The following is an 18,395-nucleotide window of genomic DNA, read 5'->3' as shown; positions in this document are numbered from 1 at the left end:
GAGTATGTTCGTTAATCATAATGTGCCCTCAAACAAGATTTGAAGATCTGATCATGACATTGAGATTTAGTTCAAAAAAATCCCCGCTAATTTCTTAGCAGGGATTTGTGTATAAGAGACAGCCGATATAGGCGCCTTTTATGATTTACATTAACTGTTAAATCAGTTTTTTAATAAATGACTTTAATTCATCAGCAAATTCATCGCGACGAAGTGCAAATTCAATAGTCGCTTTTAAATAACCAATTTTACTTCCACAATCGTGGCTACGGCCTTTTATAGCGTATGCATCTACTTTTTCGTGTTCCATTAACATCGCAATTGCGTCAGTTAATTGAATTTCATTGCCTGCTCCTTGCGGAGTTTTTGCAAGTAACGGCCATATGTTTTCGCTTAATACGTATCGACCCACTACAGCTAAGTTAGATGGCGCTTCGTCTACTGGCGGTTTTTCTACCATGTTAAAAATTGGCGAGCTTTCACCTTGTTTTAAGTCAACATCGCCTAAATCAACCACACCAAACTTATCTACTTCATCCAGTGGTACTGGCTCAACCATTATTTGGCTATGCTTGTTTTGCTCAAAGTTAGCGATCATTTCTGCTAAGTTATCTTTTTTAAGATCGCTCTCTACATCGTCAATAATTACATCTGGTAAAATAACTACAAACGGTTCGTTACCAATAATAGGCGCTGCACAACTAATAGCATGGCCTAAGCCTTTTGCTTCACCTTGGCGTACGTGAATAATGGTTACGTCTTTAGGGCAAATTGCTTGCACTTCGGCAAGTAGTTGCCGCTTAACACGCTTTTCTAAAGTAGCTTCTAGTTCAAAACTTGTATCGAAGTGATTTTCGATTGAATTTTTACTTGAGTGCGTTACTAACACTATTTCTTTAATGCCTGCAGCAACGGCTTCGTTTACTACATATTGAATTAAAGGACGGTCTACCACTGGCAGCATTTCTTTAGGAATTGCTTTAGTGGCTGGTAACATACGAGTACCAAGGCCTGCTACTGGGATGACTGCTTTCATTTTATGTTTTCCTTAATCTTTTATTATACTGAAAATGGATATTGAATCGCTTCGTGGCATTGATAGCCTGTTACTTCAAAGTCGTCTCGTGTTACCCACGTTTCTATGTCTTCTAATGATTTAATTTTTGGATTAATTTTTAACTGAGGTGATGCAAATGGCTCACGCGTTAACTGCACATCACGCATCAGCTCAAGTTGGTTTTCGTAAATATGTGCATTAGCAATTTTATGATACGCCTTACCCGCTTTGTGGCCGGTAATTTGAGCCACTAGCGCAAGCAACACAAAACACTGAATTTGATTAAAATTAAGGCCAAGTGGCACATCACAGCTTCGCTGGTATGACGTTAAATATAGCGTATCACCAAGTAAGGAGAAAGTGTGTGTATGCATACACGGGCGCAGGCAACCAAGCTCAAACTCACCTGGATTATAAAACGTGATTATTTCACCACGGTCATCAATGCCATTTTTTAAGTTATTAATAACTTTGGAAAGCTGATCAAGCGTTGAGCCATCTGGACGTTGCCAACCACGGCCTTGTACGCCATAAACACGGCCCATATCGTCCTCGCCTTTACGGTGAGGATTATTAAGCCATGCATTGTTATCGTTTGCGTTAGCATCCCATGTTTTACAGCCAATTTCACGAAACTGCTCAGCGCTGTCGTAACCGCGTAAATATCCTAGTAACTCAGCAATCGCTGCTTTGTAGTAACTTTTGCGCGTAGTGATCATTGGAAACTTATTATTAGCCACATCGTATTCTAAATCGGCATTAATAACGGTTAAACAACGCGTACCTGTACGTTTGTTTTCGACCCACTGACCTTCGTCAACAATACGCTGACATAATTTTAAATATTGTTTCATGCTTTTCTTATTATGCCTTAGCTGTTTTAACGTGTTGTGGTTGCTTATATGCCCAAATTAATAAACCTAAACCACCCACTATCATAGGAAGTGACAATATTTGTCCCATTGAAATAAAGTCGGCAAATAAACCTAGTTGTGCATCGGGTTGGCGGAAATATTCAATACAGAATCTAAACACGCCGTAACCTAATAAAAATACACCAGCTACGCTGCCTGCTGGACGTGGTTTTTTAATAAACCATTGCAGGATTAAAAACAGTACTAAGCCTTCAAAAAATGCTTCATATAATTGCGATGGGTGACGCGCAAGCGGACCGCCCGTTGGAAATACCATTGCCCATGGCACGTCAGTAACTCGGCCCCATAACTCACCGTTTATAAAGTTACCAATACGCCCTGCTAAAAGCCCTACAGGAACAAGTGGTGCAACAAAGTCGCCCACTTGAAGAAGCGACTTTTTACGCGTCCACGAAAAAATTGCGACGGCAGTTATAACGCCAAGTGTTCCACCATGAAACGACATACCGCCCTGGTCTATTCTAAATAAATACAGTGGGTTTTCTATAAAGTAACTAAACTGGTAAAACAATACGTACCCAATACGCCCGCCTAGTATTACCCCTAACATGCCGTAAAACAGTAAATCGCTTACTTGCTCTTTAGTCCAACCCGAATTTGGCTTTGATGCTTGACGATTTGCAAACCACATCGCAAATGCAAAACCTATTAAATACATCAAGCCATACCAACGTACGCTTAGCGGTCCAACAGAAAAAATAATTGGATCAATTTGAGGAAACTCAAGTGCCATAAAAAATAAACCTTTAGCTAAAAACCATTTTAATTGCGATAACTACAAGCAGCACCGCGAAAACTTTCTTAATTGTATTAACAGGTAAATAGTGAGTTGCTTTGGCGCCAATAGGCGCAACAAACCACGAGGTAATAACAATTCCAAATAATGCAGGTAAATAAACAAACCCAGCAAAACCATGCTCTAAATCGGTAACATGCCAGCCTGCGCTGATGTAACCAATAGAGCCAAATAATGCTATAACAATTCCGCACGCGGCTGCGCAGCCAATTGCTTTTTTTATATCAACCGAAAAATAATTAAGCATAGGTACTATTAAAGCACCACCACCAATACCAATTAAACCTGATAATCCGCCCATTATTGCAGAAACGCCCCCTAAAATAGGACCTGCCGGCAACGGTTTTTCTGACATCGGTTTATTACGCGCGGAGAGCACCATTCTTGCTGCAATAAATACAACACTTATAGCAAACACTGTACGTAATATTTGTTCAGGGATTAAACTTGCTGCAAAGCCACTAATAAGTGCGCCTAAAGCCACACCCGACATAACCCACGGGGCAATTGCCCAAGGCACGTTATCATTTTTATGATGAGCCAGCGCTGAAGACGTTGAAGTAAATAAAATAGAAGCGAGTGAGGTTGCAATAGCAATTACTAATACATGATCAGCTGACGTTACATTAAATGAGAGTAGCAGAGTGCTTAGAACTGGAACGATAATTAAACCGCCACCAATGCCTAGTAACCCAGCTAAAAACCCAACAATACAGCCTAGTAGTGCGCAGCTTGCGACTAACAAACCTAAGTCATACATAGTAATCTCAAATACCCTTTTAAGGTTTATATATTAAAGGATTATAAAACTAATAGCATCTGTGTATTGCAATTAATTAGGCGTATAAGCTTATTTAGGAGTGTAAAACAAATCACCTAATTTATGCTCTAGCATAAAGCTTCGCGTTAAACGTAGTACTTGTTTGGCTGTAGATTGCGCTAAGCATTCACTTAATAGTTGTTCCATGTCACTGACATTTAAACGTCTAAGTACCCATTTAACTTTATTAAGCGATGATAAATTCATACTAAGGCGCCTGTAACCCATGGCAATAAGCAAAATAGCCCCTTCAGGATCGCCGCCTAGTTCACCACACAAACTAAATGGCAGTTCATATTGCTCACATTCGCGCGCTACTTTATTTAGTACCCTGAGTACGCCCGGGTGATAAGGGTTAAAAAGTTCGGCAACTCGTGCATTAGCCCTGTCTACTGCTAATAAATACTGCGTTAAATCGTTACTACCTACTGAGCAAAAATCGACTTTTTTTGACCACTCTGGAAGCATAAATACACTTGAAGGTACCTCTAGCATTATCCCTATGTCGGGTCTTTCTATGGTTTGCTCTGGGTATTTTTCACTTAACTCAAAATAAGCCTGTTCAAATAAAGCAAGTGACTCATCAACTTCTTCAGTGCCGCTGATCATAGGGAGCATTATTTTTAGATTGCCTAAACCAATATTGGCTTTAAGCATCGCTTTTAGTTGATCTAAAAATAACTCTGGGTGATCAAGGCTAATACGAATGCCACGCCAACCTAAAAATGGGTTTTCTTCGGTAATGTTAAAGTAATCGAGTACCTTATCGCCCCCAATATCCAATGTACGCATAACCACAGGATTAGGATGATAGCTAGTTAGTACTTCTCGGTACCAGTTTTCTTGCTCTGATTGCGAAGGAAACTGACCTTTTTGCATAAACCACGCTTCGGTTCGATAAAGCCCCACACCGTCACAAATATGCGCGCTACTTTGCTCGGTATTAAGCTCGAGGCCTGCGTTTAATAATAAGCTAACATGCTCACCGTCAAGCGTAATTGATTCAGAGTCTTGCTCTGCTAAAAAGCGGTTATTAAGTAGGTTATCTTGATGCTGTAACTCTGTGTATTCATCCATCAACATTTGCGAAGGCGATATATATAAACGCCCAGCAAATGCATCTAAAATCATCGGTTTGCCATTAAACTGTAGTAGAGGTAAATCTTCTATACCCCAAATGGCAGGGAGCCCCATCGCACGCGTTAATATAGAAGCATGGCTATTTGCAGAGCCATTTACGCTTACAACGCCTGTTAAGTGACCTTTTGGCACTTCAGCAAGCATGGCGGGTGTTAAGGTATTAGCAATTAAAATAGTGTTGGGCGGATAATTTTTAACAGCGTGCTCGGTATTTACAAGATGGTGTAATACGCGAAGACCAATGTCTTTAACATCAACAGCACGCTCTTTTATATAAGGGTCTTGCATGGCATTAAATTGAGATATTAAACGCTCTATTACAATTTTTAGGGCGCTTTTAGCACACCAGCCTTCTTGTAATTGCATTTCAACATTATGCCCTAAACTTTTAGCGTCAAGCAGTTGTTGATACACATCAAATACCGCAAGAGCTTCGTGCGGAATAGAATCGCTTAGCGTCATAGATAGGGTATTAAATTCTTTGCGCGTTGCAGCTACAGCTTGTGTAAACAAACGGCGCTGCTCAGTGACGTCACTGTCTTTTAAAAGCTCAATAGATTTAAAATCAAGTTTTGGTAATACAACAAATGCTTGTCCTATACCTATCCCTGGCGCGCTCGATACACCTTTTAAAACAGACGTTTGATGAGATGACTCATCTTGGCGTAGTATTTCTTTAATTTCAGCATGCGCTAACTGTGACGCAAGTTGGGCAGAAAGCGTTATTAAAAACGACTCTTCGTCTTGGCTAAATACACGTGCCATTTTTTGTTGAACAACAATAACACCCAGTACTTTTTTTTGATGAACAACGGGTACAGATAAAAAAGCGTTGTAGCCTTCTTCGTTTACTTCGGGGGAAAGCTTAAAACGAGGATGCGATTTAGCAAATGCAATATTAATAGGTTCTTCGCGTTGCGCTACTAGGCCCACTAAGCCTTCGGTAAACCCAATTCTAAACTTACCCACCGCATCAGGATTTAACCCTTCGGTAGCCATAAGTACAAAATTGTCTTGGCTGTAATCTGCAAAATAAATGGAGCAGCACTGGGTTTTCATGGCATCTTTAACCATTTGCACAAAGCACACTAATGCGCTGTCTAAATTCGCTTGTCGCGATACAGACTCCGCAATAGATCTCAGTGTAGCCAGCATACCCTGCTCCTTTATTGTATCGAGAAATTACTACCTTTTACTTCGCCAATGATCTTTATGTTGTTCTCTCTTATTAAAAGGCATGGCGAAAGGAGCAAACTCTTTCATTACTCGTCGATAGACATCCCGTTTAAACGATACAACCTGTCTTACAGGATACCAATAGCTTACCCAGCGCCAATCATCAAACTCTGGATGATGGGTTTTAAGTAAATTTACATCTTCGTCTTTACAGCGTAATTTTAGTAAAAACCATTTTTGTTTTTGCCCAATACACACCGGACTAGAGTCTCGGCGGATTAATCGTTTGGGTAATTTATAGCGTAACCAATGTTTTGAGCTTGCGACTATTTCTACATCTTCTGGTCGCAACCCTACTTCTTCGTGTAATTCACGGTACATGGTTTGTTCTGCAGTTTCGCCATCATCAACACCACCTTGGGGAAATTGCCAAGAGTGTTGACCATAACGTCTGGCCCAGAAAACCTGTCCCTGATTATTGCAAATCACAATTCCGACATTGGCACGAAAACCTTCGGCATCAATCACCTTAGTGCCTCATTTGTAAGTCGATTTTTAATGATTGTTCCACATTAGCCGCAATACGGCAAATACTATTATACCCAAGCCAATTAGTGAGCTAAGTTTGAGCTTTTAGTATGTTGATAAATTAATAAAGAATAGGTAAATATTTAGAAAATAACTCATCAAAGCTATTGCGGTTCTTGTTTTCCTCTAGTTACTCACAGTTTGTGCATAACTTTTGTAAAACGCGCTCATTTTGCAAACAAATCCACAATATTAGATCTTAAAACTTAGCTTCTCCACAGATTCTGTGGATAAACATGTTCATATAGTTGTATTTATCCTTACAACTTTTAAATGGCTTAATCAAAACTGAACGTGCACATTTAAAAAAACCTGCAGAGTCAGTAACTTAAAGTAAAGTAGCTTAATTTCAATATGTGCAAAATTAACACAAACAACATGTGAGCAAAAAACGTACAACCCTAAAGATATCCACGGCTTAGCCTATTTGCTATCATGGCTATGGTATTTATACAACCGAAATTAAGAATATGCGACCTACAAAACCACACTCAATAAACGACTTAATGCAACGCGTTAACAGTATTGCCGGATTAACACTTGGGCAACTTGCAAACCAGTACCATTTTAAAACACCTGATGATTTACTACGTGAAAAAGGCTGGACTGGGCAACTCATTGAATACGTACTAGGCGCTACTGCAGGCTCAAAACCCCTCCCCGATTTTGAAGATTTAGGAATTGAGCTAAAAACACTGCCTATTTCTTATAAAGGTAGGCCACTGGAAACTACGTTTGTATCGGTTACACCTTTAATGAACGTGACAGGAATGACGTGGCATACCAGCTCTGTGCGTAAAAAACTAAATCATGTTTTATGGCTGCCAATTTTAAGCGAACGTGATATTGCGCCGTTTGACAGAACCATCGGCAGCGGCTTTTTGTGGCAGCCTTCACCTGAACAAGACGCTTTGCTACAACGCGACTGGGAAGAGCAAATGGAGCTAATTGCGCTAGGTAGAGTCGACGAAATATCAGGCCATTTAGGCGATGCTATGCAAATACGCCCTAAAGCTGCTCATAGTAAAATAGTCACTGATGCTATTGGCCCAAATGGGCAAATAATTAAAACCCTACCCCGTGGTTTTTATTTAAAAACCAGTTTTACAGGTGATATTTTAAAGCAGCAGTTTCAGCTATGAGTGCGTAAGAAGTTAAAGCATGAATAAAGCGTTATACTTTTGTGTTCCACTCTTTAGTGCTGCGGACATCAACAAGCTTGAAGCCTACAATTTATTTTCATCTCTTTGGAAAAAGTATCAAGCATAAAAAATCCCCGCATAGGCGAGGATTTTATCATCTAAAGTTAAAAGTTAGATTCTATATAAAATAGAATTACTGACCTTTAACTTCTTTAAGACCGTTGTACGGTGCTTTATCACCTAATTGCTCTTCAATACGTAGCAATTGGTTGTACTTTGCAACACGGTCAGAACGGCTCAATGAACCTGTTTTGATTTGACCTGCAGCCGTACCCACTGCTAAATCAGCAATTGTTGAATCTTCAGTTTCACCAGAACGGTGAGAAATAACAACAGTAAAACCAGCATCTTTAGCCATTTTGATTGCAGCTAAAGTTTCAGTTAAAGAACCGATTTGGTTAAACTTAATTAAGATTGAGTTAGCAATACCGTTGTCGATACCACGTTTTAAAATCTTAGTGTTTGTTACAAATAAATCATCACCTACTAATTGGATTTTATCACCCATTAGTTTAGTTTGATGTGCAAAGCCATCCCAATCTGACTCATCAAGACCATCTTCGATAGAAACGATTGGGTACTGATTAGTAAGATCTTGTAAGAAGAAGTTAAATTCTTCAGAAGTGAATTTTTTACCTTCACCTTTAAGATCGTAGATGTTTGCTTCTTTGTCATAAAACTCAGATGCAGCACAATCCATCGCTAAAGTAATATCTTTACCTAGCTCGTAACCTGCGTTTGCAACAGCTACTTTGATTGCAGCAAGAGCCGCTTCGTTAGATGCAAGGTTAGGTGCAAAACCACCTTCATCGCCAACCGCTGTTGAGTGACCATCAGCTTTAAGTACTTTAGCAAGGCTGTGGAATACTTCAGCGCCCATACGTAGGCCTTCGCGGAAGTTTTTAGCGCCAACAGGTTGGATCATAAATTCTTGAATATCTACAGAGTTATCTGCGTGCTCACCACCATTGATGATGTTCATCATTGGAAGTGGCATAGAGTAAACACCTGGTGTGCCATTTAAGTCAGCAATATGTTCATAAAGCTCAACTTTTTTAGACTGTGCAGCTGCTTTCGCAGTTGCTAGTGATACCGCTAAGATTGCGTTTGCACCTAATTTTTCTTTATTTTCGGTACCGTCTAAATCTAGCATCACTTTATCAACAGCGTTTTGATCTAATGCATTTTGACCAGCTAAAGCATCAGCAATTTCTTTATTAATATAACCAACTGCTTTTAATACGCCTTTACCTAAGTAACGTGATTTATCACCGTCGCGTAACTCTAATGCTTCACGAGTACCAGTAGATGCGCCTGAAGGTGCTGCTGCACGACCCCAAGAACCATCTGCTAAATGTACGTCTGCTTCAACAGTTGGGTTACCACGCGAGTCCATAATTTCGCGACCGATTACTTTTACGATTTCTGACATCTTGATTCCTCTATATTCCCAAAATGGTGAGTTCAGCTAACTTTACTACGTTTTATATAGCTTAGTCAGCCCTTAAAACAAAAAAGCCGTGCAATATGCACGGCTTTTAAAATTACGAATTCGCTTTTTGGTGGATGTGTGCAGCTGCTACAAACCCTTCAAATAACGGATGACCATCACGTGGCGTTGACGTGAATTCCGGATGGAACTGCGCGGCAATAAACCATGGGTGATCTTTATTTTCGATAATTTCTACCAGTTTTTTATCTTCTGATAAACCAGTAAAGCTTAAGCCTGCTTTTTCAAGTATTTCTACGAAGTTATTATTTACTTCGTAGCGATGACGATGACGTTCAACAATTTCGTCGCTGCCATATACTCCATGTACTTTAGAACCAGGCATTAAATGACATTTTTGTGCGCCTAAACGCATAGTGCCACCTAAATCAGATTTTTCGCTACGTGTTTCAACATTACCTTCAGCATCTAGCCATTCAGTAATTAAGCCAACTACCGGTGCTTCTGAATTTGCATTAAATTCTGTAGAGTTTGCATCCGTTAAACCTGCAACATTACGTGCATATTCAATTAATGCTACTTGCATGCCTAAACAAATACCTAGATATGGTACTTTATTTTCACGTGCGTATTTAGCCGCTAAGATTTTACCCTCAACACCACGACCGCCAAATCCACCTGGTACTAAAATAGCATCTAAGTGTGAAAGTAATTCAACACCTTTGCTTTCTAAGTCTTGTGAATCTACATATTCAATATTAATTGTTAAACGGTTTTTAAGGCCCGCATGCTTTAATGCTTCGTTAACCGATTTGTACGCATCTGGTAATTCAATATACTTACCAACCATACCAATGGTCACTTCACCCGTTGGGTTAGACTCTTGATAAAGTACTTGTTCCCACTCAGCTAAATCAGCTTCAGGTGGATCTAAGTGAAAACGACGACATACGAAGTTATCTAATTCTTGTGTTTTTAATAACGCAGGAATTTTATAAATGCTGTCTACGTCAGGTAGTGAAATAACCGCTTTTTCTTCTACGTTTGTGAATAATGAGATTTTTGCACGCTCATTATTAGGTAGTTTACGGTCTGAACGACAAATAAGAATATCTGGTTGAATACCTACTGAGCGTAACTCTTTAACAGAGTGCTGTGTTGGTTTCGTTTTAACTTCACCGGCAGGGCCTAAAAATGGCACTAGCGTTAAGTGAATAAATAGCGCGCGTTCGCGGCCAATTTCAGTTCCCATCTGACGAATTGCTTCAATAAACGGTTGTGATTCTATATCACCTACAGTGCCGCCAATTTCTACAATAGCAATATCATAACCTTCAGCACCGTCGTATACACGTTGCTTAATATCGTTAGTGATATGTGGAATAACCTGAATAGTAGCACCTAGGTATTCACCACGGCGCTCACGACGTAATACGTCTTCATATACACGGCCTTGTGTGAAGTTATTACGACTAGTCATTTTGGTACGAATAAAACGCTCGTAGTGACCTAAATCAAGGTCAGTTTCTGCGCCGTCTTCTGTAACGTAAACTTCACCGTGTTGAATTGGGCTCATTGTGCCTGGGTCAACGTTGATGTAAGGATCCAGCTTTAAAATGGTAACATTTAAACCACGGGCTTCTAAAATAGCGGCCAGTGAAGCTGCGGCAATACCTTTACCCAACGAAGAAACAACTCCGCCAGTAACGAAGATAAATTTTGTACTCATGCGAACCCTAGAATATCAGGAATTAAAAGGAATATAACACCCAAAGAAGAGCCTAAGGGTATATCATCAAGACGGGGCGAAATTGTACCAAAACACTGCTTATCAATCCAGCTAAAATTAGCTAATACGCGCACAAAAAATGTGCACTATTTAACATTAAGCCTATTTTACTTTTTTAATCGCATCCCACGCACTATCCATCTCTTCAAAGGTTGCTGTATCTAAGCTTTTACCTTGCGCATGCAAATAAGCGTTTACCTTTTCAAAACGCGCTGAAAACTTATCATTAGCGCTACGAAGCAGTTGTTCGGGATCTCGTTTAACATGGCGTACAACATTAACAGTGGCAAAAAGTAAGTCGCCGAGTTCTTCCGCTGTATGATCAGATAGCGGGTCTTGCTCAATCGCTTCTTTTACTTCAAGCACTTCTTCACTCACTTTATCTAGTGCACCATGATACGTTGGCCAATCAAAGCCAAGGGAAGCCACGCGTTGTTGAATTTTTTTGGCTTTGCTTAAGCTTGGCATATTGCCAGGGATATCTTGCCAAAAAGAAGGGGATTCGGTTTGCGCTCTAGCACTTCGCTCCTGTGCTTTGATTGCTTGCCACTGCTGCGATAATTGATCGTCTGTTAGCTCTTTTTTTTCACCAAACACATGCGGGTGACGACGGGTAAGCTTATCGTTTAATTGCTCTACTAGATCATTAAAATCAAATAGATTTTGCTCTTGTGCAAGTTGCGCATAAAAAACTATTTGAAATAGCAAATCACCCAATTCACCTTTAAGCTCATCTAAGTTGCCTGATTCAATACAGTCGGCAACTTTGTACGCTTCTTCTAGCGTATGCGGCACAATAGATTTAAAATCTTGCTTGAGATCCCACGGACAACCGCCCTTGGGATCTCGCAGTGTTTTCATTATGCTAAGAAGTTGTGTAAGCGCTGTATTATCATTCATGATTAATGACCACGCTTGGCATCATGTACACCTTCAATTTGGTGTAATTTAGAAAGAACACGGTTAGTACCCGATAAGTCATGTACTTCTATTTGCATTGTAAATATAGCTAACTGATTATCTTCAACCGTATTTACGTTCATGTTTAAAACATTTACTTTTTCGTTAGCAAGTACTGAGCTTATATCGCGTATCAACCCTGAACGATCGGTGGCTTCTATTTTAATACTTAGTGCGTACGAGCCGTTAATATCATCTGACCAACTTACCGAAATAACACGCTCAGGATGCTGGTTTTTTAAGTTATTAAACGAATCACAGTCTTCCTTATGAACACCTATTCCTCGACCTTGGGTTATATAACCTATTATTTCATCGCCAGGTACTGGGCGACAGCACTTGGCTACATGGCTCATTAAGCTGCCAACACCATCAACCACAATGCCGTTTTTATCACCAGTTACTTTACTTGGTGCTTTAATGCGAATAACCGGCTCATCTTCTGTCCGATCACTTACAAAGTTAAGCATTTGATTGAGGCGAACATCGCCCGCACCAATCGCGACCATTAAGTCATCCAGCTCTTTAAAGTTAAAACGCTTAATGGCTGGCTCTAAATCTTTATATGTTAAATTGAGCTTTTGTAATTCACTGTCGAGAATTTCTTTCCCCGCACTTAAGTTTTTGTCGCGGTCGAGCTGTTTAAACCAGTGGTGGATTTTAGCTCTAGCACGGGATGATTTAATGTATCCTAATGACGGGTTTAACCAATCACGACTTGGATTTGGTTGTTTTTGGGTCAGTATTTCTACCTGATCTCCTGTTGTAAGTTGATGCGTAAACGGCACTATTTTGCCGAATATTTTTGCACCAATACAACGATGCCCCACATTTGAGTGGATGTAGTAAGCAAAATCAAGCGGTGTAGCACCAAGTGGTAAATCGATAATATCGCCGCTTGGGGTAAATATGTATACGCGATCTTCTACTACTTGGTTTTTAAGCTCTTCTGCTAAATCGCCACCATCAACCACTTCTTCTTGCCATTGGAGTAGCTTACGCAACCAGCTGATTTTTTGCTCATAACCCGAACCGCGCCCTGGTAATGCACCTTCTTTGTACATCCAGTGTGCAGCCACCCCTAACTCAGCATCTTGATGCATGTCGCTGGTACGAATTTGTATCTCTACCGTTTTACCTTCAGGTCCAAATACCACGGTATGAATTGACTGATAGCCGTTTTGTTTTGGGGTTGCTACATAGTCGTCAAACTCTTTATTAAGATGACGCCAATTGGTGTGCACAATGCCCAGCGCACCGTAGCAGTCTTGCAATCGTTCAACGACGATACGCATTGCCCGAATATCAAAAAGCTGATCAAACTCGTAGTTTTTTTGCTGCATTTTTTTATAAATGCTGTAAATGTGCTTAGGGCGACCATAAACTTGGGCTTCTATGCCCGCTTCACTTAAACGGCTTTTTACTTGCTCAACCATATCTTCCATGTAGGCTTCGCGTGTAAGGCGTTTGTCGTCAAGTTGTTTGGCTATGCTTTTATAGGTGCCTGGGTGCAAATATCTAAACGATAAATCTTCTAGTTCCCATTTTAATTGCCCTATTCCTAATCTGTTTGCCAATGGTGCAAAAATATCAGCCGTTTCTTTAGCGGCAATGACGCGGTCTTCTTCATCCGCATTTTTTACATTGCGTAAATGACATACCTGCTCTGCAAGCTTAATGACCACGGCGCGCACATCTTCAACCATGGTTAATAACATTTTTCGAATATTATCAACTTGCATAGTACCTTTACCTTGATGCGATAAAGTACTAATAGTGGCCATCTGTGCAACCCCAGTTAGCAGCATGGCAATGTTATTCCCAAGCTGCTCTTCGATGGTTTCAAGCGATATTAAGTCGTTTAAAAAATACGGGGTTAAATACGCAGTAGCTAACGATTCGGGGTCGAGATTTAGCTCAGCTAAAATTTCAACCATTTCGATTGCAGTAGTTTGCCTACTTTCACTATCACATTTTACGCAGAGCGCTTGGGCTTTAGTAAGTAGCTCTGTTTTTTCTTCAGACAAGGCAAGAAATGAAAGCCGAGTGCTAAAATCTGTTGTCTCATCTTGTTGATGTGATTGTCGTGTAGCTACCATAATGCGTTCTACCTCCGTTGAAATAACGCCATAGTTTCAATATGCCCTGTATGAGGAAACATATTCATTAGCCCAATTTTATTAAGATCAAAGCCAGCTTGTGAAATAATTGCGCTGTCACGGGCTAAAGTAACAGGGTCACAAGAGACATATAAAATAGTTTTAAACTGCTTTAAAGGTAATTGCTCTAATACAGCCATAGCACCAGTCCTGGAAGGATCGAGTACAAGCACATCTAAGTTTTTGCTAAACCATGGGGCGCTCTGTATGCTTTGGGTTAAATCAAAGCAATGAAACTGCGCATTGGTAATAGAGTTAGTTTGCGCATTTTGAGCAGCCATTGCAACCGCTGAAGTCACACCTTCTACACCAATTACAGATTTTGCTTGTTTTGCTAACACTAATGAGAAATTACCAATACCACAAAATAAATCCAATAAATTTTCATCACCTTTTAAATCAAGCCAATTTGCAGCTTGCTTTAACATAGCTTCGTTAACTTGTGCATTTACCTGAATAAAATTACCTAAACCAAATTCAAATTTTAGATCAAATTCTTTAAGATAATAAAATGGCATGGCTAAGTGTGAATGTTCTATTGCATCGCTCTCGCTTTGCCATACAATTTCAAATTGCTGGCTTTTTGTTATGTGCTCAACCAAAGCCTTTGTATCATCATTAATTGCTTTAGTGTGACGAATAACAACAAAGTTTTGTTTATCACTTTGGCATAACTGTAAATGGCTTATACTGTGCAGTGCTTTGTGTTGATTAATTAAATCATCAAAAAGTGTAAAAACATCTGTAAATACTTCATCAAGTACTGCACATTTATTAATACTCACAATATTTTTTGAGCCACTTGCTCTGTAACCCACGCGCATTTTTTTAGCTGCTTTATCAAACATAACAGCTATACGAGCGCTGCGTCTGTAATGCACAGGTTTACTTAATAATGGGGCTTGCCAGTTTAAGCTGTTTAATTTAGCAAACTTACTAAATAACTGAGTAACTGCAGTTTTTTTTTCTACAACTTGTTGGCTTTCTTCTAAATGCTGTAATTGGCAACCACCACACTGATTATAGTGCTCACAAAAAGCATCTACTCTTGATTCACTCGCTTTAATAACTTTAATTACTTTTGCACTGCTATATTTAGCTTTATCTTCGACGAGTGTTGCTTTGACTGTTTCGTTTGGTAATGCACCGCTTACAAAACATACTTTATTGTTATGTTTAGCAATGCCACGCCCTTGATGATCCATTCCCGTTATAGTTAATTCTAGTGTTTGTTGCTTTAACGGTTTTTTTTTCGCTTTAAAAATTTGCGCCATTAGGCATTACCTTAACTTTATTTATGAAGCACCTATATTTAGATGCTTTAGAATGCGTGTTGAACCGTATATACTCAAGTCATACTAATAACGATAAAACGCTCTCATTATGACCAAATTAGGCTTACGCGATTCTGTTTTAACACTGACCCTGATCCCAACGGTGATCATAGGATTACTACTTGGTGGCTATTTTACAATAAATCGTTACATTGAGCTTGATGAAATTTTATATCAGCAAGGCACTACTATTTCTGAGCCCCTTGCTATTGCGCTTGAGCAACCCATGCTCGAAAAAAACAAACAGCTATTGAATCGCCTTATAAGCTACACACATAACAAGCACTCCCCTACAATTAAGTCGATTGCAATTTTTGATAAAAATAATGCGCTATTAATGACCAGTAATTATCACCGCTCATTTGAAAAGTTAATTAGTCAAAAAACGCTCATAAATTTAAAAACCACCCATGTGCAAAAGTCAGATGAGCTTGTTACATTTTTCACCCCCATTATTAACCATACAAGTCACGATTCTAAATGGGACCCGTCGGCTTTTCAGTCATCTCTGGGCACCGTTATTATACAGCTAAACAAAGACCAAGCTGTTATAGGGCAACAACGAGCTTTATTAATTAGCGGTATTGTGATTATTTTATCATTGGTGTTTGCAGCTATTTTAGCTTTAAGGTTAAGCCGCATGTTTATGACGCCGCTTAATAAGTTAGTACTTGCAACCGACAAGTTAGTTGAAGGTAAAAGAAGTACTGGCCTTAACGACAACATGATTGGTGAGTTTGAGTTACTTCGAGAAGGCTTAAACACCATTGCTCACACTATGGTGATGCAAAAAGATGAAATGCAAAAAAATATTGATCAAGCAACAAGCGACTACCGCGAAACACTAGAGCAATACGAAACGTCAAATATAGAGCTCTCGTTTGCTAAAAAAGAAGCGCAAGATGCTAACCGTGTAAAATCAGACTTTTTAGCTAAAATGAGTCACGAGCTTCGTACTCCGTTAAACGGTGTTATTGGGTTTACACGCCAGCTTTATAAAACACCGCTGAATAAACATCAAAAAGATTACCTCGACACCATTATGCTCTCAGCAAATAGTTTAATGACTATTATTAGCGACATTCTAGACTTCTCCAAACTAGAAGCCGGTGCAATGGAGCTTGAGTCGATTCAGTTTCAACTTCGTGATGCTGTAAATGAAGTAATGACACTACTCGCTCCTAGCGCACACGATAAGCAATTAGAGCTATCCATTTACATTAACCAACAAGTACCGGATGACTTAACAGGCGATCCCACTCGCTTTAAACAAGTCTTAATAAACCTATTAAGTAATGCGATTAAATTTACCGAAAAAGGCTCTATTAAGGTCGACATAAGCCATCGGTTACTCGACGACGAACGCACTTCTTTACTTGTCTCAGTAACTGATACTGGCGTGGGTATACCTATGGATAAGCAAGACTCTTTATTCACTCCATTTGGACAAGCAGACTCAAGCATTACACGTAAGTTTGGTGGTACAGGCCTTGGTCTTATTATTACCAAGCATATTGTTGAAGCAATGAGTGGCCGTATAACGTTAAATTCTGCGCCTGGTAACGGTACCTGCTTTACATTCAATAGTGTGTTTAGTTTGCCAAATCACGTATTTACAAATGACTTACCGACTAAATCGCTCATTGGTAAGCGTATCTTATATTTAGAGCCACATGAGCATACGCACCATGCCGTACTTTCGTTATTAACCCAGTGGGAATCAAACGTAACTGCATGCTTTAACGAAACTAGCTTTTTAGACGCTATAAAAAATACTGCACATAAATATGACGTTTGCTTAATTGGCCATATGGCATCAGTTGATGATATGCAGCAACTAAAAAGCTATGTAAAAGCCGTGCGTGAATCTACTGATTACTTATACTTAATGCTTAATACAGTATCGCACAATATGCGAGAAGCCTTTATAGGCAGCGGAGCTGATGCATGTTTAAGTAAACCACTTAATCACCGTAAGTTATGTGAAGTACTTGCAGCACCTTACAGACTTGACCACCCTACTCATAATATTGAACAAAACGATCAAGCTCTACTGCCGTTAAAAGTATTGGTTGTTGATGATAACGATGCCAATTTAAAACTTCTCCATACTTTATTAAGTGAACAGATTGAAGTAATAGAAACGGCTCATAATGGTTCACAAGCATACAGCTTAAGTAAAAGTCATAAATACGACATAATTTTTATGGATATACAAATGCCAATTATGGACGGTATAACCGCATGTAAGCTTATACAAGAATCATCACTTAATGAAGACACACCCATTATCGCTGTAACGGCACACGCCCTTCAAAGCGAAAAAGAGCAACTGTTAAAAGATGGCTTTAAAGGCTATTTAACTAAACCTATTGATGAAGATATGCTTAAACAAATTATTAGCGACCATAGTCCACAGACTCCTGTTAATCGTGACAAAGCTAAAACAGATACACCACAAAGTCCTGCACCATTTCAAAGTAGTCGAATTAATTGGGCACAAGCCCTGCAGCGTGCTGGCGGAAAGAGCGAGTTAGCGCTAGAGATGCTTAACATGCTACTTTTAAGTGTCCCTGAGACCCTTACATTACTTGCTAAAGCAATAGAGAGTAACGATTGCCAGCAAGTGTTAAGTATTGTCCATAAGTTTCATGGTGCATGTTGTTACACTGGTGTACCTAAACTTAAATCACTCGCAGAAACAATCGAAACATCGCTTAAAAATAAATGCTTGTTAGAGAATATTGAGCCTGAATTATTTGAGTTACAGGACGAGCTTGAAAACCTACTTGCAGATGCAAGTGTGACCGAACTGCAAAGATAAGCTTTGAATTTTAGATACAAAAAAACGCGGTATTTACCGTAATGTCAGTCAGTTAACACTGACTGGCTTTTTTTTATAGGGATATTTAGATGGTTTCTTTTTCACACATCGTGGAAAGCTGCGCTCATGATGCCTTGTTGGTAACTGAAATAGCGTCAGCGTTTC

General features: G+C 39.5%; 13 protein-coding genes. 2 read left to right on the top strand and 11 right to left on the bottom strand.

Features of this window, described 5'->3' with window-relative positions; all coding sequences use genetic code 11:
• Nucleotides 1-157: 157 nt before the first annotated feature.
• The 6 genes from galU to rppH all read right to left on the bottom strand — a co-directional run bounded on the left by galU (nucleotide 158) and on the right by rppH (nucleotide 6,452).
• A complete protein-coding gene (gene galU, locus H4J63_RS17170) occupies nucleotides 158-1,036 on the bottom strand; it encodes a UTP--glucose-1-phosphate uridylyltransferase GalU (protein WP_024604695.1) in 879 nt (292 codons plus the stop codon).
• 23 nt (nucleotides 1,037-1,059) lie between these two features.
• Nucleotides 1,060-1,911 (bottom strand): thymidylate synthase, encoded by an 852-nt coding sequence (locus H4J63_RS17165; RefSeq protein ID WP_182197707.1) that lies wholly within the window; start codon nucleotides 1,909-1,911, stop codon nucleotides 1,060-1,062.
• A 10-nt stretch (nucleotides 1,912-1,921) separates the two neighbouring features.
• Nucleotides 1,922-2,725, bottom strand: coding sequence for a prolipoprotein diacylglyceryl transferase (gene lgt / locus H4J63_RS17160; protein ID WP_182197705.1), 804 nt, complete (start codon nucleotides 2,723-2,725; stop codon nucleotides 1,922-1,924).
• A 13-nt stretch (nucleotides 2,726-2,738) separates the two neighbouring features.
• Nucleotides 2,739-3,548: a sulfite exporter TauE/SafE family protein gene (locus tag H4J63_RS17155; protein ID WP_024589991.1), complete on the bottom strand. Its 810-nt coding sequence runs from the start codon at nucleotides 3,546-3,548 to the stop codon at nucleotides 2,739-2,741.
• A gap of 90 nt (nucleotides 3,549-3,638) precedes the next feature.
• Nucleotides 3,639-5,903 carry a phosphoenolpyruvate--protein phosphotransferase gene (gene ptsP, locus H4J63_RS17150; protein WP_182197703.1) on the bottom strand — a complete coding sequence of 755 codons (2,265 nt, stop codon included), beginning with the start codon at nucleotides 5,901-5,903 and terminating at the stop codon, nucleotides 3,639-3,641.
• A gap of 30 nt (nucleotides 5,904-5,933) precedes the next feature.
• A complete protein-coding gene (gene rppH / locus H4J63_RS17145) occupies nucleotides 5,934-6,452 on the bottom strand; it encodes an RNA pyrophosphohydrolase (RefSeq protein ID WP_002958704.1) in 519 nt (172 codons plus the stop codon).
• 530 nt (nucleotides 6,453-6,982) lie between these two features.
• On the opposite strand from rppH, the gene mutH reads away from it, so the two are divergent.
• Nucleotides 6,983-7,654: a DNA mismatch repair endonuclease MutH gene (mutH, locus tag H4J63_RS17140; protein WP_002958705.1), complete on the top strand. Its 672-nt coding sequence runs from the start codon at nucleotides 6,983-6,985 to the stop codon at nucleotides 7,652-7,654.
• Nucleotides 7,655-7,847: 193 nt separating this feature from the next.
• Here mutH and eno read toward each other — a convergent pair whose 3' ends face one another.
• The 5 genes from eno to rlmD all read right to left on the bottom strand — a co-directional run bounded on the left by eno (nucleotide 7,848) and on the right by rlmD (nucleotide 15,346).
• Nucleotides 7,848-9,146 (bottom strand): phosphopyruvate hydratase, encoded by a 1,299-nt coding sequence (gene eno / locus H4J63_RS17135; RefSeq protein WP_002958706.1) that lies wholly within the window; start codon nucleotides 9,144-9,146, stop codon nucleotides 7,848-7,850.
• Between the two features lie 112 nt (nucleotides 9,147-9,258).
• The gene (locus tag H4J63_RS17130) at nucleotides 9,259-10,893 is read right to left on the bottom strand and encodes a CTP synthase (protein WP_182197701.1); all 1,635 of its coding nucleotides are present in this window, start codon (nucleotides 10,891-10,893) and stop codon (nucleotides 9,259-9,261) included.
• A gap of 162 nt (nucleotides 10,894-11,055) precedes the next feature.
• The gene (gene mazG / locus H4J63_RS17125; protein ID WP_024604700.1) at nucleotides 11,056-11,853 is read right to left on the bottom strand and encodes a nucleoside triphosphate pyrophosphohydrolase; all 798 of its coding nucleotides are present in this window, start codon (nucleotides 11,851-11,853) and stop codon (nucleotides 11,056-11,058) included.
• A 2-nt stretch (nucleotides 11,854-11,855) separates the two neighbouring features.
• The gene (relA, locus tag H4J63_RS17120) at nucleotides 11,856-14,012 is read right to left on the bottom strand and encodes a GTP diphosphokinase (protein ID WP_138488670.1); all 2,157 of its coding nucleotides are present in this window, start codon (nucleotides 14,010-14,012) and stop codon (nucleotides 11,856-11,858) included.
• An 8-nt stretch (nucleotides 14,013-14,020) separates the two neighbouring features.
• The gene (rlmD, locus tag H4J63_RS17115) at nucleotides 14,021-15,346 is read right to left on the bottom strand and encodes a 23S rRNA (uracil(1939)-C(5))-methyltransferase RlmD (protein WP_182197699.1); all 1,326 of its coding nucleotides are present in this window, start codon (nucleotides 15,344-15,346) and stop codon (nucleotides 14,021-14,023) included.
• Nucleotides 15,347-15,455: 109 nt separating this feature from the next.
• Between rlmD and barA the strand changes: the two genes are divergently transcribed.
• Nucleotides 15,456-18,230: a two-component sensor histidine kinase BarA gene (gene barA, locus H4J63_RS17110; RefSeq protein ID WP_182197697.1), complete on the top strand. Its 2,775-nt coding sequence runs from the start codon at nucleotides 15,456-15,458 to the stop codon at nucleotides 18,228-18,230.
• The last annotated feature ends 165 nt before the right edge of the window (nucleotides 18,231-18,395 follow it).

Origin of the sequence: Pseudoalteromonas sp. 5Ae-yellow, assembly GCF_014077565.1 — a bacterium.
Taxonomy (GTDB): domain Bacteria; phylum Pseudomonadota; class Gammaproteobacteria; order Enterobacterales; family Alteromonadaceae; genus Pseudoalteromonas.
This window is presented reverse-complemented; position numbering and strand designations above follow the sequence as displayed.